This is a genomic window from Streptomyces sp. NBC_01306 (assembly GCF_026340465.1).
Taxonomy (GTDB): domain Bacteria; phylum Actinomycetota; class Actinomycetes; order Streptomycetales; family Streptomycetaceae; genus Streptomyces.
In genome coordinates this window covers 2,882,215-2,899,926 of sequence record NZ_JAPEPC010000001.1, presented here as the reverse complement: position 1 = coordinate 2,899,926, position 17,712 = coordinate 2,882,215, and the positions used below count along the sequence as shown (strand labels likewise).

Annotated in this window: 19 protein-coding genes; 6 read left to right on the top strand and 13 right to left on the bottom strand. The window is 70.5% G+C overall.

The genetic code is table 11. From position 1 onward, the window contains the following. Positions 1 to 104: 104 nt before the first annotated feature. Together OG385_RS12615 and OG385_RS12610 are read right to left on the bottom strand one after the other, a co-directional pair. The gene (locus tag OG385_RS12615; RefSeq protein WP_266854573.1) at positions 105 to 644 is read right to left on the bottom strand and encodes a DUF4232 domain-containing protein; all 540 of its coding nucleotides are present in this window, start codon (positions 642 to 644) and stop codon (positions 105 to 107) included. 57 nt (positions 645 to 701) lie between these two features. Beyond that, on the bottom strand, positions 702 to 824 hold the full coding sequence (locus OG385_RS12610) for a hypothetical protein (RefSeq protein ID WP_266854572.1): 123 nt from the start codon (positions 822 to 824) through the stop codon (positions 702 to 704). Positions 825 to 998: 174 nt separating this feature from the next. Here OG385_RS12610 and OG385_RS12605 point away from each other — a divergent pair, with 174 nt between their 5' ends. Beyond that, on the top strand, positions 999 to 2,378 hold the full coding sequence (locus tag OG385_RS12605; protein ID WP_266854570.1) for a helix-turn-helix transcriptional regulator: 1,380 nt from the start codon (positions 999 to 1,001) through the stop codon (positions 2,376 to 2,378). 18 nt (positions 2,379 to 2,396) lie between these two features. On the opposite strand, the gene argS is transcribed toward OG385_RS12605, so the two are convergent. Next, positions 2,397 to 4,181, bottom strand: a complete 1,785-nt coding sequence (argS, locus tag OG385_RS12600) for an arginine--tRNA ligase (protein ID WP_266854569.1) — start codon at positions 4,179 to 4,181, stop codon at positions 2,397 to 2,399. A gap of 149 nt (positions 4,182 to 4,330) precedes the next feature. Here argS and lysS point away from each other — a divergent pair, with 149 nt between their 5' ends. Then, positions 4,331 to 6,139, top strand: a complete 1,809-nt coding sequence (gene lysS, locus OG385_RS12595) for a lysine--tRNA ligase (protein ID WP_266854568.1) — start codon at positions 4,331 to 4,333, stop codon at positions 6,137 to 6,139. Positions 6,140 to 6,221: 82 nt separating this feature from the next. On the opposite strand, the gene OG385_RS12590 is transcribed toward lysS, so the two are convergent. The 3 genes from OG385_RS12590 to OG385_RS12580 all read right to left on the bottom strand — a co-directional run bounded on the left by OG385_RS12590 (position 6,222) and on the right by OG385_RS12580 (position 9,528). After that, the gene (locus OG385_RS12590) at positions 6,222 to 7,727 is read right to left on the bottom strand and encodes a DUF2637 domain-containing protein (RefSeq protein WP_266854567.1); all 1,506 of its coding nucleotides are present in this window, start codon (positions 7,725 to 7,727) and stop codon (positions 6,222 to 6,224) included. A 140-nt stretch (positions 7,728 to 7,867) separates the two neighbouring features. Further along, positions 7,868 to 8,578 (bottom strand): DUF3558 domain-containing protein, encoded by a 711-nt coding sequence (locus OG385_RS12585; RefSeq protein WP_266854566.1) that lies wholly within the window; start codon positions 8,576 to 8,578, stop codon positions 7,868 to 7,870. Between the two features lie 107 nt (positions 8,579 to 8,685). Next, entirely contained in the window at positions 8,686 to 9,528 is an 843-nt protein-coding gene (locus OG385_RS12580; protein WP_266860808.1) for a DUF3558 domain-containing protein, read from the bottom strand. Between the two features lie 192 nt (positions 9,529 to 9,720). Between OG385_RS12580 and OG385_RS12575 the strand changes: the two genes are divergently transcribed. Next, the gene (locus tag OG385_RS12575; protein WP_266854565.1) at positions 9,721 to 10,914 is read left to right on the top strand and encodes an RtcB family protein; all 1,194 of its coding nucleotides are present in this window, start codon (positions 9,721 to 9,723) and stop codon (positions 10,912 to 10,914) included. Between the two features lie 22 nt (positions 10,915 to 10,936). Here the strand turns inward: OG385_RS12575 and OG385_RS12570 are convergent, their stop codons facing one another. Together OG385_RS12570 and OG385_RS12565 are read right to left on the bottom strand one after the other, a co-directional pair. Continuing rightward, positions 10,937 to 11,710: an SDR family NAD(P)-dependent oxidoreductase gene (locus OG385_RS12570; RefSeq protein WP_266854563.1), complete on the bottom strand. Its 774-nt coding sequence runs from the start codon at positions 11,708 to 11,710 to the stop codon at positions 10,937 to 10,939. A gap of 77 nt (positions 11,711 to 11,787) precedes the next feature. Further along, on the bottom strand, positions 11,788 to 12,123 hold the full coding sequence (locus OG385_RS12565) for a YnfA family protein (RefSeq protein WP_266854562.1): 336 nt from the start codon (positions 12,121 to 12,123) through the stop codon (positions 11,788 to 11,790). Positions 12,124 to 12,154: 31 nt separating this feature from the next. Here OG385_RS12565 and OG385_RS12560 point away from each other — a divergent pair, with 31 nt between their 5' ends. Beyond that, a complete protein-coding gene (locus tag OG385_RS12560) occupies positions 12,155 to 12,637 on the top strand; it encodes a MarR family winged helix-turn-helix transcriptional regulator (protein WP_266854560.1) in 483 nt (160 codons plus the stop codon). Here the strand turns inward: OG385_RS12560 and OG385_RS12555 are convergent. Together OG385_RS12555 and OG385_RS12550 are read right to left on the bottom strand one after the other, a co-directional pair. Continuing rightward, positions 12,606 to 13,352 (bottom strand): Mut7-C RNAse domain-containing protein, encoded by a 747-nt coding sequence (locus OG385_RS12555; protein WP_266854558.1) that lies wholly within the window; start codon positions 13,350 to 13,352, stop codon positions 12,606 to 12,608. The two genes, OG385_RS12560 and OG385_RS12555, sit on opposite strands and share 32 nt — an antisense overlap. A 71-nt stretch (positions 13,353 to 13,423) precedes the next feature. After that, entirely contained in the window at positions 13,424 to 14,311 is an 888-nt protein-coding gene (locus OG385_RS12550; protein ID WP_266854556.1) for an SDR family oxidoreductase, read from the bottom strand. 286 nt (positions 14,312 to 14,597) lie between these two features. On the opposite strand from OG385_RS12550, the gene OG385_RS12545 reads away from it, so the two are divergent. Beyond that, positions 14,598 to 14,858, top strand: a complete 261-nt coding sequence (locus tag OG385_RS12545) for a hypothetical protein (protein ID WP_266854554.1) — start codon at positions 14,598 to 14,600, stop codon at positions 14,856 to 14,858. A 150-nt stretch (positions 14,859 to 15,008) separates the two neighbouring features. Here OG385_RS12545 and OG385_RS12540 read toward each other — a convergent pair whose 3' ends face one another. Then, on the bottom strand, positions 15,009 to 15,521 hold the full coding sequence (locus tag OG385_RS12540) for a GNAT family N-acetyltransferase (RefSeq protein WP_266854552.1): 513 nt from the start codon (positions 15,519 to 15,521) through the stop codon (positions 15,009 to 15,011). Positions 15,522 to 15,607: 86 nt separating this feature from the next. Next, positions 15,608 to 16,444, bottom strand: a complete 837-nt coding sequence (locus OG385_RS12535) for a helix-turn-helix domain-containing protein (RefSeq protein WP_266854550.1) — start codon at positions 16,442 to 16,444, stop codon at positions 15,608 to 15,610. Positions 16,445 to 16,508: 64 nt separating this feature from the next. Between OG385_RS12535 and OG385_RS12530 the strand changes: the two genes are divergently transcribed. Further along, positions 16,509 to 17,144 (top strand): TIGR03086 family metal-binding protein, encoded by a 636-nt coding sequence (locus OG385_RS12530; RefSeq protein WP_266854548.1) that lies wholly within the window; start codon positions 16,509 to 16,511, stop codon positions 17,142 to 17,144. 17 nt (positions 17,145 to 17,161) lie between these two features. Here the strand turns inward: OG385_RS12530 and OG385_RS12525 are convergent, their stop codons facing one another. Then, a complete protein-coding gene (locus tag OG385_RS12525; protein ID WP_266860806.1) occupies positions 17,162 to 17,710 on the bottom strand; it encodes a hypothetical protein in 549 nt (182 codons plus the stop codon). Positions 17,711 to 17,712: the final 2 nt, after the last annotated feature.

Sequence of the window (17,712 nt, the reverse complement as noted above, 5' to 3'; positions counted from 1 at the left end):
GGGCGCGTCATGGTGCCGGAGCAGTGGGCCGGGGACCGGTCGAGCGGTCGGTCACTGGAGCGTGAGGGTGGCCACTGCCTGCTGCGCGGCTGTCCGCCGGGTGGTTACCAGATGAGCGCGTCGGCCGCTGTGGACTGCCAGTACGAGACGGCGGCGGAGTCGTCGACCCAGGTCTTGGCGGGCACCTTGGGGAAGGCCGTGGGGCCGACCGAACCGGCCATGGCGCGGCCCTCGAAGTTGAGCGACATCTCCTTGGACAAGTGGCCGCCGCTTCCGGCGCCGTCACCGCCGGAGGTGAGGACACTGGCGTACGCCGACTGGCCGGGCTTCAGCGTGACGACGGCCTGCGGCCGGCTCTCGTCCAGAGTCCAGACGGTCGACTGCGGGTGGTCGAAGCCGATGAGCGGGGCGCCGTAGGAGTAGCAGGGGGTCTTGCCCTTGTTGGTGGCCTTGATCAGCAGGTGGTTGATGGGGCGGCTGACCGTGGAGACCGAGATCTTGGTGTTGGCGGGGGTGCAGGTCACGGTCTTGGCGGCCTTGGCCGGTGCCGCGCTGGCGGTGGCGGCCGATACGCCGGTGAGAGCGAGTGCGGCGACCAGGCCGGTGGCGGCTGCGGCGGTGATCCGGGTGATGCGGGTGCTCATGTTCATGGTGACTGTTCTCCCCGTGGGTGGAGTGTGGGTGAGCGCCGGTGTGCGCCCTCAGAGGTATGCGATGAGAGTGACGACCGTGGTGATGGAAGCGGCCAGTACGACGAGAGCCAGCCCGTCGACGAGACCGGGGCTCAAGCCGCGGCAGGTTCCGTGCCGGAGGCGGTTGAACACGAACTCAGCTTGGCGGGCGGCCTGTTCCGGCCACAATCGTTCCCGGGCCATTGGGGACACTGGAACGCCGGCGCGTACTGTGACCTGGAGGGATGGAACGCCCCTGGAACGCTTGCCTGGGACGTGGAACGAGGGGGAACAGCGGCTGTGGGCTCGGAGACCGAGGAATTCGCCATGCTCCTCCGGGAGCTGAAGGAACGCTCCGGACGCAGCTACGGCGTCATCGCGGGGAAGCTCCACATGAGTACGTCCACGGTGCACCGGTACTGCAACGGTGACGCCGTCCCGACCGAGTACGCGCCGGTCGAGCGGTTCGCACGGCTGTGTGCGGCGACTCCGGAGGAACTGCTGGCGCTGCACCGGCGGTGGCTGCTGGCCGACGCGGCGAGACGACGGCCCAAGGACACGGCCCCGGTCGCGGTGAAGCCGGAGGCGGCGGCTCCGGACGTGAGGGGTTCGGGAGCAGGCACTTCGGAAGCCGGAGTTCCGGAAGGACGGGTCCCGGACGTAGGGGTTCCGGAGGTACGGGATCCAGGGGTACGGGATCCAGACGTACGGAATCCGGAAGTGGCGGGTCCCGATGCCGTGGGGCCGGAGCTTCCCCCTGCCAGGCTCGGGCCGGACCGGGCGCCCGCCCCGTCACGCGGGAACCGCCGCCGCTGGCTGATCGGGGCCGCCGTGGTCGCCGTCGCCGCCGTGGCCGTACCCGTCGCCGTGACGCTGCGCTCCGACGACGCGTCCCATGTCAGCTCGGTCGCCGGCGGGAAACCGGTGCCCCCGGCGGGCGAGTCCCTGCCCGGGAGTCCGTCGCCGCGGCCGTCCGGCTCGGTGTCCCCCTCACCCTCTCCGTCCCGTACCGCTTCGTCCACCCCTGCGGCCTCCCATCCCGCACCGGACGCCGGTGACCTGGGCGCCGACGGCCGCAGCACCCCCGCCGTACCGCTCACGGTGAACGTCCGGCCGTACGTATGGGACGACCAGTGCAGCCAGTCGTATCTGGTGGACCGGCCGGCCGCGAAGATGCCGCCGCCCCCGGCCGAACAGGATGCCGCGAGCTGGGCCACCGCGCTGGGCGGTGTCTCCAGCGGCGGTGCCCGGATCGAGCTGTCCGTGCAGGGCAAGACGGCGGACGCGGTGGTGCTGCAGGCCCTGCATGTGCGGATCGTGGGCCGTCACGCGCCGCTCGCCTGGAACTCGTACGCGATGGGTGACGGCTGTGGCGGCGGGCTCAAGCCGGCCGGTTTCGACGTGAACCTGGACGCCGGTACCCCGCTGACGGAACCGGCCGCCGGGGTGCAGGGCGACCGCAAGATCCCGGCCACCGACTTCCCGTACAGGGTGTCATCCAGCGATCCGCAGGTCCTGGAGATCAAAGCCAGTACGGCGGCCCACGACGTCAGCTGGTACCTGGATCTCCAGTGGAGCAGCGGCGACCGGCACGGGACCATCCGTCTGGACGACCACGGCAAGCCGTTCCGCGCGAGCAGCGTGCAGGGCCGGCCCCGGTATGTGCACCCGCTCGGCGGGGACACCTGGGAACCGGCCCTGCAGTGATGCGCGGCCCGCGCGCTGCTACAGCCGCTCGGGCGTCCGGATGCCCAGCAGCGCCAGGCCCTGGTGCAGGGTGCGCGCGGTCAGCTCGCAGAGGAACAGCCGGTTCTCCACCTGCTCCGGGGTCCCGGCCTTGAGGACCGGGCACTCGGCGTAGAACGTCGTGTAGTGCGAGGCCAGTTGGTACAGGTACGCGGCCAGCTTGTGCGGCTCGTACGCGGCGGCCACCTCGGCGAGTACCTCAGCGAACTGGTCCAGGTGCAGCCCCAGCGCGCGCTCCGCCGGTGCCAGTTCGAGCTCCGGGTGCGCCGCCGGCTTCGCCTCGCCCGACAGCCGCAGGATCGACTGGATACGGGCGTACGCGTACTGGATGTAGACGCTGGTGTCGCCGTTGAGCGACACCATCTGGTCCAGGTCGAACTTGTAGTCGCGGGCCGCCGACGTGGACAGGTCCGCGTACTTCACCGCGCCGATGCCGATCTGCGCGCCGTTCTCGACGATCTCGGCCTCGGTCAGCCCGACCTTCTCGTTGTTCTTCTCCCGTACGACGGCCGTGGCGCGCTCGATCGCCTCGTCCAGGAGGTCCACCAGCCGCACCGACTCGCCCGCCCGGGTCTTGAACGGCTTGCCGTCCTTGCCGAGGACCGTGCCGAACCCCAGGTGGACGGGCTTCGCCTCGCCGTCGCCCGTGTCGAGCCAGCCCGCCCGGCGGGCCGTCTCGAAGACCATCTTGAAGTGCAGCGACTGCCGTACGTCCACCACGTACAGCAGGGTGTTCGCCTTGAGGTCCTGCACCCGGTTGCGGACCGCCGAGAGGTCGGTGGCCGCGTAGCCGTAGCCGCCGTTCGTCTTCTTCACGATGAGCGGGACCTGGTTGCCGTCCGGGCCCTTCACATCGTCGAAGAAGACACAGAGCGCGCCCTCGGACCTGACCGCGACGCCCGACTCCTCCAGGAGCCGGCAGGTCTCCTCCAGCACGTCGTTGTAGCCGGACTCGCCGACGATGTCCGCGTCGTCGATCTCCATGTCCAGCTTGTTGAAGACCGAGTAGAAGTAGATCTTCGACTCGTCCACGAACCGCTGCCAGTGCGCCAGCGTTTCCGGGTCCCCGGCCTGGAGGGCCACCACCCGGTCCCGCGAGCGCGCCTTGAACTCCTCGTCGGAGTCGAAGACCGCACGCGACGCCTTGTAGAGCCGGTCGAGCGAGGACATGGCGGCCTCGCCGGCCTCCTCGCCCCCCTCGTGGTCCAGCTCGTGCGGGTGCTCGATCAAGTACTGGATGAGCATCCCGTACTGGGTGCCCCAGTCCCCGATGTGGTGGCGGCGGATCACCGTCTCGCCGCCGAACTCCATGATCTTCGCCATCGCGTCGCCGATCACGGCCGACCGCAGATGCCCGACGTGCATCTCCTTCGCCACGTTCGGCTGGGCGTAGTCGATGACCGTGGTGCCCGCCTGTGCGGCGTACGGCACACCGAGGCGCGCGTCGGCGGCGCGCGCCGCGAGGGTCTCGGTGATCGCCCGGTCGGTGAGCGTGATGTTCAGGAAGCCGGGGCCCGAGACCTCGATCTCCTTGATCAGGTCGTTCGCCGGGAGCGCCGCCGTGACCGTGGCCGCCAGCTCGCGCGGATTGCCCTTCAGCTTCTTCGCCAGGGCCAGGATCCCGTTGGCCTGGAAGTCGGCCCGGTCACTTCGGCGCAGCAGCGGGTCCGCGGCACCGGCATCCGGCAGAGCTGCCGTCAGGGCGTCCGCAAGGTGCTGCTGGAGCGTCGAAGCGAGGGAATTGACCGAGACTGGCTCAGGCATGGGGCCGACTGCCGTTTCCATAGAGGTACAGGGGATCAGGCCAAGTATCCCATGGCCGTACCACGGCCTGGAAAGCCGTTTTCGCTCTCCAGGACGGACCTGGGAGAATGGCAGTCGCCCTTGCTTGAAGGCGTACGAGAAAGAAGGACGTGCCGATCGTGGCTCAGAGCACCGAGACCGACTGGGTCTCCCGTTTCGCGGACGATGTCATCGCCGAATCGGAGCGCCGTGCCGCGGGCGCGAAACACTCTGGCGCCGACGCACCAGTGGTCGTCGTCGCGTCCGGCCTCTCGCCGTCCGGCCCGATCCACCTGGGCAACCTGCGCGAGGTGATGACCCCGCACCTGGTCGCCGACGAGATCAGGCGGCGCGGTTACACGGTGCGCCACCTCATCTCCTGGGACGACTACGACCGGTACCGCAAGGTGCCGAACGGCGTCCCCGGTATCGACGCGTCCTGGGCCGAGCACATCGGCAAGCCCCTCACCTCGGTGCCCGCCCCGGCCGGGTCCGCGTACCCGAACTGGGCCGAGCACTTCAAGGCCGCCATGGTCGAGGCGCTCGCCGAGCTGGGTGTGGAGTACGACCCGATCAGCCAGACCGAGCAGTATCTGGCGGGCACCTACCGCGAACAGATCCTGCACGCCATGAAGCACCGCGCCGACATCGACGCCATCCTGGACCGGTACCGCACCAAGAAGGACCCGGCGAAGCAGGGCGCTGCCGACGGCGCCGGTGGCAAGAACAAGAAGCAGCAGGGCCAGAAGCAGGGCCAGAAGCCGCTCGACGAGGCCGAGATCGAGGCCGCCGAGGGGTCCGGCGCCGCCGACGAGGACGACGGCAGCAGCGGCGCCACCGGCTACTACCCCTACAAGCCCTACTGCGGCGCGTGCGAGAAGGACCTCACCACGGTCACCTCGTACGACGACGACACGACCGAGCTGTCCTACACCTGCACCGCGTGCGGGCACTCCGAGACCGTCCTGCTCTGCGAGTTCAACCGCGGAAAGCTGGTCTGGAAGGTCGACTGGCCGATGCGCTGGGCGTACGAGGGCGTCGTCTTCGAGCCCAGCGGCGTCGACCACTCCTCGCCCGGCTCCTCGTTCGTCGTCGGCGGACAGATCGTCCGCGAGATCTTCGACGGCGTGCAGCCGATCGGGCCGATGTACGCGTTCGTCGGCATCAGCGGCATGGCCAAGATGTCGTCGTCCAAGGGCGGCGTGCCCACCCCGTCCGACGCGCTGAAGATCATGGAGGCACCGCTGCTGCGCTGGCTGTACGCGCGGCGCCGGCCCAACCAGTCCTTCAAGATCGCCTTCGACCAGGAGATCCAGCGGCTCTACGACGAGTGGGACAAGCTGGAGACCAAGGTCGCCGACGGCTCGGCGCTCCCTGCCGACGCGGCCGCGCACACCCGCGCGGCCCGCACGGCGGAGCGTGAACTCCCGCGCACCCCGCGCCCGTTGCCGTACCGCACGCTCGCATCCGTCGCGGACATCACGGCCGGGGCCGAGGACCAGACGCTGCGCATCCTCAGCGAACTGGACCCGGCGAACCCGATCGCCTCGCTCGACGACGTACGCCCCCGGCTCGACCGCGCCGAGAACTGGATCACCACCCAGGTCCCGGCCGAGCAGCGCACCCTGGTGCGCGCGGAGCCGGACACGGAGACCCTGGCCGCCCTCGGCGACCAGGACCGTGAGTCGCTGCGGCTGCTCATCGAGGGCCTCGACACGCACTGGTCGCTGGACGGTCTGACGACGCTCGTCTACGGCGTACCGAAGGTCCAGGCCGGCTTCGAGCCGGACGCCAAGCCCACCCCGGAGCTGAAGGTCGCGCAGCGCACCTTCTTCGCCCTGCTCTACCAGCTGCTGGTCGGCCGCGACACCGGGCCGAGGCTGCCCACGCTGCTGCTCGCCGTCGGCGCCGACCGGGTGCGCAAGCTGCTCGCTGCCTGACGGAACGGCGAAGGGCCGCTGCCCCGGGGACGTTTCCCGGGGCGGCGGCCCTGGTGCTTTCCGTGCCTTCCGCGCAGCCCGGTTACGCGATGTGCTCCGCGTCCAGCTCCTCCGCGTAACGGTGCTGGAAGCGGGCCAGGTACGGGCGGAGCGAACTGTCGCTCAGGGTCTCGCTGTTGCGGCCCGTGACGCCGTACAGGTCCTTGAGGTACCGGCCGAACTGACGCACCGTCGGGACCTCGTTGTTCTCGCTGATGAACTTCCGGTAGGCCCCGAAGTACGCGTCCTCGCGGGACACGTCCTCCGGCAGCCCCTGCACCTCCGGGCTGTCCGCCTCGGCGGAATCCGTGGTGCCGGTGGTCTCGGTGACCCCGTCGGCGGGGTGCGACTCGGCGCGCGGCCCGGGGATCACCCCACCGAGGGGGCGCGAACCGCCCGCGCCGGTGGGGACCATGACCTGTGCGGGGTCGGGGGAGCCGGCGGCGTCCGGCCGGTCGTACTGCTGGGGCTGCTGGGTCTGGTCGTACTGCTGGGGTTGCTGGGGATCGTCGTGCTGCGGGCCGTGGCCCTGCGCGTACGGGTCGTCGTACCCCTGCTCGTAACCCTGCCGGTACTCCTGCTCATAACCCGGCTCGTAACCCTGGTCGTAATCCTGCGGGTACTGCTGGTCGTACGCGGGCTCGTACGCCGGGTCGTAGGTGCCTGTGTACGCCTCCTGCGAGACCTGCGGCGCGGCGAACCACGGGCTCTCGTGCGTGGCCGGCGGCTCCTGCTCCCGCGCCTGGCCGGTGGGGCCCGGCGGGACCGCTGCCTCCGTCGCGGCCGGCGCGGGCGCCACGGCGGCGGAACCCGCAGCAGTGGTCCCCGCCTCCAGGGCGGGCACCGGGGACAGCAGCACCGGTTCGATGCCGGCCGCGGCCAGCCCGGAGGAGGCCGTCTCCGCGAGCGGAACCCCGTACCTCGCCAGCCGCAGCGGCATCAGCGACTCGATCGGCGCCTTGCGCCGCCACGCGCGCCCGAACCGGGCCTGGAGCCGGGCCTGGTAGATCAGCCGGTCCTGTTCGAGCTTGATGACCTCGTCGTACCTGCGCAGCTCCCACAGCTTCATCCGGCGCCACAGCAGAAAGGTGGGGACCGGTGCGAGCAGCCAGCGGGTGAGGCGCACGCCCTCCATGTGCTTGTCGGCCGTGATGTCGGCGATCCGGCCCACCGCGTGGCGTGCCGCCTCGACGCAGACCACGAACAGCACCGGGATCACCGCGTGCATCCCGGTCCCCAGCGGGTCGGGCCAGGCCGCGGCGCCGTTGAACGCGATCGTCGCGGCCGTCAGCAGCCACGCGGTCTGGCGCAGCAGCGGGAACGGGATACGGATCCAGGTCAGCAGCAGATCCAGTGCGAGCAGCACACAGATCCCCGCGTCGATACCGATGGGGAAGACCGTCGAGAAGGAGCCGAAGCCCTTCTCCTGGGCGAGTTCGCGCACGGCCGCGTAGGAACCCACGAAACCGATCCCGGCGATGATCACCGCGCCCGCGACGACGAGCGCGATGAGTATCCGGTGCGTGCGTGTCAGCTGCATCGCGGCCACCCGCGGCCCCCTCCTGAATTCGACATCCGGCGGGCACAGCCTGGCACATGTGTACGGACGGCGTTGCGCGGGTACGCCCGGAGCCCGGTCCCCGAGGGGGCCGGGCTCCGGAGGCGGATTCCCGAAAAGGCTTGCGGGGGCTACTTGTTGGCCGAGGCCACCGAGGCGACCGCAGCCTTGGCCGCCGTCTGCGCACCCTTCGACATGTCGTCCGCCGAGGGGGACTTGAGACCTTCGTAACCGGCGCCGTTGTGGTTGACGACGGTGACGACGTTCTCCGAACGCGTGATGACCACGGCGTAGATGAAGTCCGCGTCGGTCTTGCGCTGTTCGTAGGTGACGGTGGTCGCCTCGTTGCCGATGCCCGGTGTGGTCACCGTCTTGACGCTCTTCGCGCCGTCCGTCGCCTTCACGTCGGCCACTGTCTTGGCGTACTGGTCCTGCGCGCGCTTCTGCCCGCTGCCGAGGACGGAGTCCGAGCCGAAGCGCAGATACGAGACGGAGAGCCAGCGGTACTGGGAGCCCTTGGTGCCCTTGCTCTCCAGGCCGTTCCAGGAACAGCCGGCGCGGGCCGACAGGTCGGTCGACTTATCCGCGGTGCCCGACTTGTCCTTCGCCTTGGGGACCAGGTCCGAGACGGTCTTCGCCGGGATCGACTTACAGGCGTCGGGCAGCTTCGGGTACACCGCCTTCGCGACGGTCGGGGACGCCGACGCGCTGGGCGCGGGGGAGGAGCTGGAGTTCTTCTTGCCGCTGGAGCCGGAGTCCGATGAGCAGCCGGCGACGACGAGCATCACGGGGACGGCTGCACAGGCGAGAAGGCGGGTGAGTCGCGGGGCTGATCGGTGCATGGTTCCTTCGCTCAGGTGTCGTACGGGGCGTACCGGGCGTACGGGTCATATATGTCGTTTGTGTGTACGTCCGGGCCGCCACGGTACGCCGAGGGCCGGCCGGCGGACTATTCGCCGATCTGGTCGGCGAGTTTGCCGGCCATGGTCTGCGTCCTGTCCTGCAAGGTCTTGGTGTCGGGGGGAGTGCCCGCCTCGGCGGGCTCCTCGCTGTACTCCACGGTGACGAGGACGTTCGACGCGCGGAAGACCACCCTGACGGTGTGCTGCGGGGATGCCGCGCCTGCCTTGGCCGGGATGTCGGCGAGGAAGGCGGAGCTGCCGAGGCCGCTGAGGGTACGCGACTGGAGGCCGTCCGCCGACTGGTCGTCGTCGCTCTGCCCGCCGGCCGTGGCGTCCGGCGTGCTGTCCTCCTGCCCGCCCTTCTGCCCGCCGTTCTTCCCGGGCTTCCCGGTGGCCGGTGTGCCGCCGGTCGCGGCCCCGTCCGCGCCCGTGTCCGTACCGCCATCCGCGCCGGTGGACGCGGTCGCGGCGGGTGAGGAGCCGTCCGCCGGGAGGCCGGCGGCGGCGAGCTTCTGCTCGTAGAGGGTCTTGGCCTGGTCGTCGTCGCTGACGGTGGTGTCGTAACTCACGACGCGTTCCATCGAGATACGCAGCCGGTGGGCGTCGGTGGGCGCGTCGGCCTTCCACCGGCAGCCCACCTGGCGGTCGGTGTCGAAGGTGGCATCGGGGGTGCCCGCGTACGCCTGCTCCTGCTGGTCCTTCGGCAGGTCGGCGAACTCCGGGAACATGTCCTTCAGCACGCCGTGGTCGGCGGCGCGGCAGGGTTCGGGCAGGGTGGAGTACTTGCCGGGCGCCGCGGCGGGAGTGGTCTCACCGGGCTTCGCGTCGGCGGCGGAACCATCGGTCCCGGAACCGGTCGTGCAGCCGGTGACGAGCGCTGCGAGCAGCACCAAGCCGGGAACGTAAGCCCTTCGCTGCACTGTCCGAGGCTCCCTTCGGAACGGAAAACGGATACCGCCTGATGACGGTGACCGGACACAATGTCTATCGCACGCACTGGTGTACACGCCGGTCCGCTGTCGTTTTCGCGGATCTTGATGCGTATTTTTCTCTTTCATGTTGTTCGGGGGAATCGAGGAGCTATGTCGTATGTAGAGGTTCCGGGCGCGAAAGTCCCCATCCGGATGTGGGCCGACCCGGCGTCGGTCGAGGACGGCGCGATGCAGCAGCTGCGGAACGTCGCCACACTGCCCTGGATCAAGGGCCTCGCCGTCATGCCGGACGTGCACTACGGCAAGGGCGCGACGGTCGGCTCGGTGATCGCGATGCACGGGGCGGTCTGCCCGGCGGCGGTCGGTGTGGACATCGGCTGCGGAATGTCGGCGGTGAAGACGTCACTGACGGCGAACGATCTTCCGGGGGATCTGTCGCGGCTGCGCTCCAAGATCGAACAGGCCATTCCGGTGGGCCGGGGGATGCACGACGACCCGGTGGAACCGGGCCGGCTGCACGGCTTCCCGGCGGCGGGCTGGGACGACTTCTGGGAGCGGTTCGACGGGGTCGCCGAAGCGGTCAAATTCCGTCAGGATCGGGCCACGAAGCAGATGGGTTCGCTCGGAAGCGGAAACCACTTCATTGAGTTCTGTCTCGATGAGTCCGATTCGGTCTGGCTGATGCTGCACTCGGGCTCCCGGAACATCGGCAAGGAGCTGGCCGACCACCACATCGGCGTCGCACAGAAACTCCCGCACAACCAGGGGCTGGTGGACCGGGACCTGGCCGTGTTCATCGCCGACACCCCGCAGATGGGGGCGTACCGGAACGACCTGTTCTGGGCGCAGGAGTACGCGAAGTACAACCGGGCCATCATGATGAGCCTCTTCCAGGACGTGGTCCGGAAGGAGTTCAAGAAGGCCCGGGTGACCTTCGAGCCGGTCATCAGCTGCCACCACAATTACGTGTCCGAGGAGCGGTACGAGGGCATGGACCTGCTGGTCACCAGGAAGGGCGCCATCCGCGCCGGATCCGGTGACTACGGGATCATCCCCGGCTCGATGGGCACGGGTTCGTACATCGTGCGGGGCCTCGGCAATGAGAAGGCCTTCAACTCCGCCTCGCACGGCGCCGGTCGGAAGATGAGCCGGAACGCCGCCAAGCGCCGCTTCACCACGCGGGACCTGGAGGAGCAGACACAGGGGGTGGAGTGCCGGAAGGACTCCGGTGTCGTGGACGAGATCCCTGGCGCGTACAAGCCGATCGAGCAGGTCATCGACCGTCAGCGCGACCTGGTCGAGGTCGTGGCCAAGCTCAAGCAGGTCGTGTGTGTGAAGGGCTGACCCGCAGCCGGGACGGGCTGTTTCACAGTTCCCGGTGCACCTTGGTGTTGGACGCCTGGGCGCGCGGGCGGACCACCAGGAGGTCGATGTTGACGTGGCTGGGGCGGGTCACCGACCAGGTGATGGCCTCCGCCACGTCATCCGCCACCAGCGGCTCTGCCACGCCCGCGTAGACCTTGGCGGCCTTCTCCTCGTCGCCGCCGAAGCGGGTCGTGGCGAACTCCTCGGTCCTGACCATGCCGGGGGCGATCTCGATCACCCGTACCGGCCGGCCCACGATCTCCAGGCGGAGGGTCTCGGCGAGCACGCGGGCGCCGTTCTTGGCGGCCACGTAACCGCCGCCGCCCTCGTACGCCCCGTGGCCCGCCGTGGACGAGACGATCACGACCGTGCCGTCGCCGCTCGCGACCAGGGCGGGTAGCAGGGTCTGGGTGAGGTTGAGTGTGCCGATGACGTTGGTCTCGTACATCTGGCGCCAGTCCGCCGGGTCGCCGGTGGCCACCGGGTCGGCGCCGAGTGCGCCGCCCGCGTTGTTGACCAGGACACCGATGGTGGGGAACGCGGTGGCGAACTCCTCGACGGCCGGGCGGTCGGTGACGTCCAGGGCGTACGCCGTGGCCCGGTGGCCCGCTGCGTTGATCTCCGCCGCCACGGCCTCGATGCGGTCCTTGCGGCGCGCGGTGAGCACGACCCGGTAGCCGGCTGCGGCGAGCTGCCGTGCGGTGGCTGCGCCGATGCCGCTGCTCGCTCCGGTGACGACAGCGATGCGGTTGGTGGCTGCGGGCGCGGCGGTCATGGGGAGGCTCCTCGGGACGGCGGCCGGGTGCGGCCAGGGCGGTCGGTGCGGGACGGGCTGCCAGGATATGCCCGGTCTCAGCGGCCGCGTGGTGCGTACATGATCACGGCCATCCCGGCCAGGCAGACCAGTGCGCCCGTCACGTCCCAGCGGTCCGGGCGGTAGCCGTCGGCGACCATGCCCCAGAGGATCGACCCGGCGACGAAGATCCCCCCGTACGCGGCGAGGATCCTGCCGAACTGGCCGTCGGGCTGGAGGGTCGCGACGAAGCCGTAGATGCCGAGCGCGATGACGCCGCCGCCGATCCAGATCCAGCCCCTGCTCTCCCGTACGCCCTGCCAGATCAGCCAGGCGCCGCCGATCTCGAAGAGTGCGGCGAGGACGAAGAGGGCAACCGAGCGGAGGATCAGCATGGGCACAGCGTGGCAGGTCTACGATTTCTGCATGACGCAGAAGACCGGGCCGCGCAGCGCGCTCATGGCCGAGCTGGGGGCCACCTCGCGCCGGTACATGGCTGCGTACGCGCTGTTCAACCAGGCTCTCGCCGACCATCTGCGGCTGCACCCCACCGATGTGCAGTGCCTCAATCTGCTGAGTCTCGAACCGGGGCCGGTCACGACGGGGCGGATCGCGGAGCTGACCGGGCTCACCACCGGGTCGGCGACCCGGCTCGTCGACCGCCTTGAGCGCGCGGGCTATGTGCGGCGGCAGCGCGATGCCGACGACCGGCGGAAGGTGCTCGTGGTGACGGTGCCCGCGCGTATGGCGGAGTTCGGGGCGGTCTGGGCGCAGCTGAACGGCGCCTGGTTCGCGATGTTCGACGCCTATGACGACCGGGAGATCGCCCTGCTCACCGACCACATGCGGCGGACCGTGGCGATGAGCGCGCAACAGATCAGCCGTCTGCGGAGCGGGGAGCTGGGCTGAACTCGCGCAGCGCATCGGCCACGATCGCCTCCAGGCGGTGGTGGTGCGCCCCGCGCCAGTACACCCGCCCGCACGCGACGCACTGGGCGAAGACGTCGTGGGAGCGCTCGGTGCCGCCCTCGATCCGTCCGCGCACGCTCTCCTTGGAGGCGGGGACCAGCTCGCCGTTGCAGGCGCTGCACCGGGTCCAGGGTGCGAGGTCGGGGGCGAACCTGCCCAGTACGTCGCGGAGTTGCTCGTCGGGCTGGTCGCTGTAGACGTACGCCCCGGCCCAGAGCTCGCGCCGGCGCAGCAGGCCACGGTCCCGGGACAGCAGGACGCGCCGGTGCTGCGCCGAGTATGTGGCGAGGGCGGGGTCGCCGATGTCCTCACTGAAGTACGCGGTGTCCACGCCGAGCAGCCGCAACCGCCGTGCCAGCGTGCCGAGATGGACGTCGAGCAGGAAGCGGAGCGGGGCGCCCGGCACCTGCTGGGGGCGCTCCACCGCGTACACCTCGACGGTCTCCCCCGCGCGTGGGATGTGCGAGGACGGTACGGTCCGGCCGTCCACGGCCAGCCGGCCGGCCTCGGTGAGCGGGATGCCGGCCGACTCGACGACGTGGCCGAGCGTGGACGAGCCGTCGGTGACCAGGTCCGTACGTCCCTGGCGGCGTTCCGACGGGAGGAAGAGGCGCAGTTCAGGGGCGACTTCGAGGTGGATCTCCGGTCCGTTCACGCTGTCAGGATGTCATCGGGCCGGGGGGCCGGGCCAGAGATTTCCGCTGTGTCGGGGGAGAGCCGGCGGGGTCAGGCGGTTGCGGGTCCGGTGGCTGTGGGTCCGGCGGCTGTGCTGGGTGCTGCGGTGAACGCTGCCGCGTTCTCGGCGGCCCAGGTGGCGAAGGTGCGTGCCGGGTGGCCGGTGAGTATCTCCACCTGGTCGGTGACGGTGGTGGGGACGCCGTCGGACGTGGCCCAGTAGTGCAGCAGGCTGTCCGCGGCTGCGGCGGGCAGATAGGGGCTGACCGACTCCTTCCACGCATCGGGGGCGACGCGCCGGAACGGGATGGCGCGGCCGGTCGCGGCTTCGAGGGCCGCGAGCTGCTCGGTGAAGGTGAGCGACTGCGGACCCGTCAGGTGGTACGCCTGGCCGCGCAGCGCGGGTTCGGTGAGTGCGGCGTACGCGGACTCGGCGATGTCCCGTTCGTGGATCGGGTCGGAGTAACTGCCGGGGCAGGGAAGGTCGATGGTGCCCGCGGACCGCAGGGCCCACTTCCACTGGAGGGCGTTGCCCGCGAACGCGCCGGGCCGCAGGAAGGTCGTCTCGATGGGCGAGGCGGCCAGCGCCTGTTCGACGGCGAGATGGGTGGCGGCGATCGCGCTTTCGGATGCCTCCGGGCCCAGCACGGAGCTGGAGGAGAGCAGCACGATGTGCTGGACGCCCGCGGTCTCGGCCTGCTGGACGAACGCGCCGATCTGCGAGGGCTCCGCGTACAGGAAGACCGCGTCGGCCCCGTCGAGCGCGGCCGGGAAGGTGGCGGGGTCGTGGAGGTCGCACCGCACGGCTGCCACGCCGTCGGGGAGGGAGAGGCGCCCGGGGGCGGCCGACGCGGCCCGCACGTCCACTCCCTTGCCGTGCAGCAGCGGGATGAGGGCGGAGCCGACTTTGCCACGGCTTCCGGTGACGAGGACGGTCATGTGAGGGTCCTTTCGGTGGGTCCGGGGGCGGGCCGCCCGGGTGTCCGGCGCGTATGCCGGGTGTGCGTGTCCGGTACGTGTGGTCCGTAATGCTAAGCGTGCCACAGAATCTGTGTCACGCAGTTAAATGTGCCGGAAATATGCCGGGGCTGCCGAATGGCTGCCGCCCGGCGCCCACCATTCGGCAGCCCCTGTGAACTCCCCGTGCGAGTGGGATCGGCGGCCAGCCGGGGTCGATCCGCTGACGGGGGCGTGCCTTCGGGCGCCTCCGTGCGTTACCCCGACCATGAACGTACGTCGAATTCTCACCACCGCCGCCGCCGGATCCGCCCTCCTCGCCGCCTTCGCTCCCGCCGCCCAGGCCAGCAGCCTCGGGGGCACGCTCAGCGATACTGCCCAGACCACGGCCGCTGTCGGCGAGCAGGCCAAGCCCATCGCCAAGAGTGTCGTCGGGAACAACGTCGGCAAGAAGGTGCACGCCGTGAAGGGAGCGGCGAAGGCCGGGGGCGACGCCCTGAAGGCGGGCAACGAACTCCTCAGCAGCTGATCGGGCACTACCCCGGACGATCCCCCTGGTGCTGCCCGTGAGGTGGTACCGCCCTTGAGGTCCGGGGCCGCCGATGGCCGGTTCCCGGGAGCGCCTGCTCCCGGGGGCTCCGCCCCGGCCGCCACCCCGGTCACCGCGTCACCGGTCACCTCAGAACGTGAGCTCCACGCGCCAGTCGTTGCAGCGCATTGACCGCCCCGGTGGGTACTCGAAGTCGCAATCGCCCAGCAGCGAGAAGCCCGACTTCCTGCACACCGCGTTCGACGGAGGGTTGTCGACGGACGGGAACGCATGGAGGAAGCGGTGCTTCCGCTCCTGCCCGGCCCGCTCCAGCACCGCCCGGACTGCCGCGGTGGCTATGCCCCGCCCCTGGTGTCCTTTCAGTACGCCCCACCCGGACTCGTAGATCAGCTCCCCCTCCCGGCTGCTCTCCCAGTACCCGACGGTGCCCACGGCTTCGCCCGTACCCGTGGCCACCACCCGGAACATCGTGCCCGTGCCGTCCGTCCCCGCGCTCATGCCGACGTACCGCTCGTGCCGCACGAGCACTTGGTCCTCCGTCTCCGGACCGCCCAGGTGGTCCAGCAGCTCCGGCGCGTTCATCCGCCGCAGCAGCGTCAGGTCGTCCTCCGACCACGGCTCGATCCGCACTCCGTCTCGCATGTCTCCGACTGTAGGTCGCGGCACTGACAACCGGCCTGAGTCCCATGAGCGGCGGTCGCCTCCCCGCAGCGGTGGCCGGTCGTCGGCTACGGCCGGGGCGAGGCGCCGTACGCAGCCGGGGGGACGCCGATCGTCGCGGTGAAGTCGCGTGTGAGGTGCGCCTGGTCGCTGTAGCCCAGTTCGCCGGCGAGCGCCGCCCAGTCGACCGCCGCGTCCGTCTCCGCGCGCTCCAGGGCCTCGTGGATGCGGTAGCGCAGGATCACCCACTTGGGGCTCACGCCGACGTACGAGGCGAAGAGCCGTTGCAGGGACCGCGCCGATACGCCTTCCCCGGCGGCCAGTTGCTCGACCCGGCGCATCGTACGGTCCGTACGCACCCGGTCCACCAGGGCCATCGCCCGGGTCGCCTGCGGGTCCGGCACGGGAGCCAGCGACAGCAGGAAGCGGTCCAGCGCGGCCACCCGGGCGTCCTCGGCGGGCGGTGTGAGGATGTCCGCAGGCCGGCCGCCGGAATCAGGGAGTACCTCGGTCAGCGGGACGCGGCGTCCGGTCCACTCCGCCACCGCACGGCCCGGTACGAAGGGACGGAACCCGCCGGGCCGGAACTGGATGCCGCACACCGCACCCACCCCGGCCAGCTCCTGGGTGAACAGACCGAGCCCGACACCCGCGACCTCGCCGAACGCGAGCGAGTCGCCGAAGTGCTGGAAGACGATGTTCACCGAGGGGTGCGGCACGACATGGGAGACATACGGGTCGGCCAGATCCCAGTCGATCAGCCAGTAATGCTCCAGATACGGCCGGAGCGCGGGCGCCGGTGCGCGGCGGCGGAACCGGACACGGGTGAAGAGCTCGGGGGCGTCGACGATGCCCCTGGTATCGCGCCGGGGGCCTTGCGCCGGTCCGGGCGGTGGGCCTGACATGCGAGTGATCGTATGTCGCGTTTCTTCAAGACGCCTCCACTCGGCCACACCTAACGTCGGAGCCATGAACGCGAACGAGAATGTGAACGCGAAGGTGGACGGAACCCGTGCCTCCGGGGTTCCGAAGGCTCCGGAGGCGCCGACGATCAGCGATCTGCTCGCAGCTGCCGCCGCGCAGGCGCTCCCCGTGGTCCGGGGCATCGGGGACGCCCAGCTCGCGGACCGTACGCCGTGCGCCGAATACGACGTACGCGCGCTGGTCAACCACCTCATCCACGTCCTGGTCAACTTCCAGGCGCTGGCCGCCCGCAAGGACGTGGACTTCAGTTCCGAGCCGGAGTACGTGGTGGGCGACTGGCGGCGCAGGTTCGGCGAGGAGACCGCGGCTCTGGTCACGGCATGGGCCGCGCCCGGTGCGGAGGAGGGCACGGCGGGCGCCATGAATCTGCCGGCCAGGACGGTCGGCCACATGGTGCTCGGTGACCTGACCGTGCACGCCTGGGACCTGGCCCGCGCCACCGGTCAGGACTTCGTGCCCGAGCCGGCCGTGGTCGGTGAGCTCTCGCCCGCGCTCGCGGACATGGCTCCGATGGCCCGCGCCGGGGGCGTCTTCGGTGAGCCGGTGCCGGTCGCGGCCGGGGCCTCCGCGTTCGACCAGGTGCTCGCTCTCACCGGCCGCGATCCGCACTGGAGCCGTTAGCCGTCAGCCGTCAGCCGTCAGCCGTCAGCCGTCAGCCGGGCACGGTGGCGCCGGCGGGCCGTGTTGACCAGGGCGGTGAGCGCGGAGGCCACGAACAGCCCCGCGGTGATCAGCAGCCACCGGTCGAGGTAGACGCTGTCCGAGAGCCCGGTGTCCTGGTGGTACGGGGCGGACCTGCGCAGGATCAGCGGGAACCAGACCAGCAGCAGGAGCAGCGACAGGACCACCGGGGTGCGCAGGTGGTTGAGCCCACGGCGCCCCGCCGAACGGCCCGTACGGCCCCTGTGGCCCTCGCTGTCCGTACATCCCTGGCGGCCCTTGCTGTCCGTATGGCCCGGGCGGCCCTTGTGCGGCGGGAGCGCGGCCTGGGCGGTGAGGTCCGCGGCGCTGTAGAGGGGCACCAGGACCAGGTCGTGCAGGAGCGCGGCACCGATGAACCAGACGGCGACGGCGACGGTACGGCCCATGAGGAGCTGCACCGCCGCGTACCCGGCGACGGTGAAGCAGCAGGCCATGACGAGCAGATGGACGGGGTGGGCGCCGTAGCGGCGCGAGAAGAGGCTCATGG

Coding starts and splice junctions, on each gene's coding strand:
- OG385_RS12615 (WP_266854573.1), bottom strand. CDS start 644: ATGAGCACCCGCATCACCCGGATCACCGCCGCAGCCGCCACCGGCCTG.
- OG385_RS12605 (WP_266854570.1), top strand. CDS start 999: ATGCTCCTCCGGGAGCTGAAGGAACGCTCCGGACGCAGCTACGGCGTC.
- argS (WP_266854569.1), bottom strand. CDS start 4,181: ATGCCTGAGCCAGTCTCGGTCAATTCCCTCGCTTCGACGCTCCAGCAG.
- OG385_RS12585 (WP_266854566.1), bottom strand. CDS start 8,578: ATGCACCGATCAGCCCCGCGACTCACCCGCCTTCTCGCCTGTGCAGCC.
- OG385_RS12575 (WP_266854565.1), top strand. CDS start 9,721: ATGTCGTATGTAGAGGTTCCGGGCGCGAAAGTCCCCATCCGGATGTGG.
- OG385_RS12570 (WP_266854563.1), bottom strand. CDS start 11,710: ATGACCGCCGCGCCCGCAGCCACCAACCGCATCGCTGTCGTCACCGGA.
- OG385_RS12565 (WP_266854562.1), bottom strand. CDS start 12,123: ATGCTGATCCTCCGCTCGGTTGCCCTCTTCGTCCTCGCCGCACTCTTC.
- OG385_RS12560 (WP_266854560.1), top strand. CDS start 12,155: ATGACGCAGAAGACCGGGCCGCGCAGCGCGCTCATGGCCGAGCTGGGG.
- OG385_RS12550 (WP_266854556.1), bottom strand. CDS start 14,311: ATGACCGTCCTCGTCACCGGAAGCCGTGGCAAAGTCGGCTCCGCCCTC.
- OG385_RS12545 (WP_266854554.1), top strand. CDS start 14,598: ATGAACGTACGTCGAATTCTCACCACCGCCGCCGCCGGATCCGCCCTC.
- OG385_RS12540 (WP_266854552.1), bottom strand. CDS start 15,521: ATGCGAGACGGAGTGCGGATCGAGCCGTGGTCGGAGGACGACCTGACG.
- OG385_RS12535 (WP_266854550.1), bottom strand. CDS start 16,444: ATGTCAGGCCCACCGCCCGGACCGGCGCAAGGCCCCCGGCGCGATACC.
- OG385_RS12530 (WP_266854548.1), top strand. CDS start 16,509: ATGAACGCGAACGAGAATGTGAACGCGAAGGTGGACGGAACCCGTGCC.
- OG385_RS12525 (WP_266860806.1), bottom strand. CDS start 17,710: ATGAGCCTCTTCTCGCGCCGCTACGGCGCCCACCCCGTCCATCTGCTC.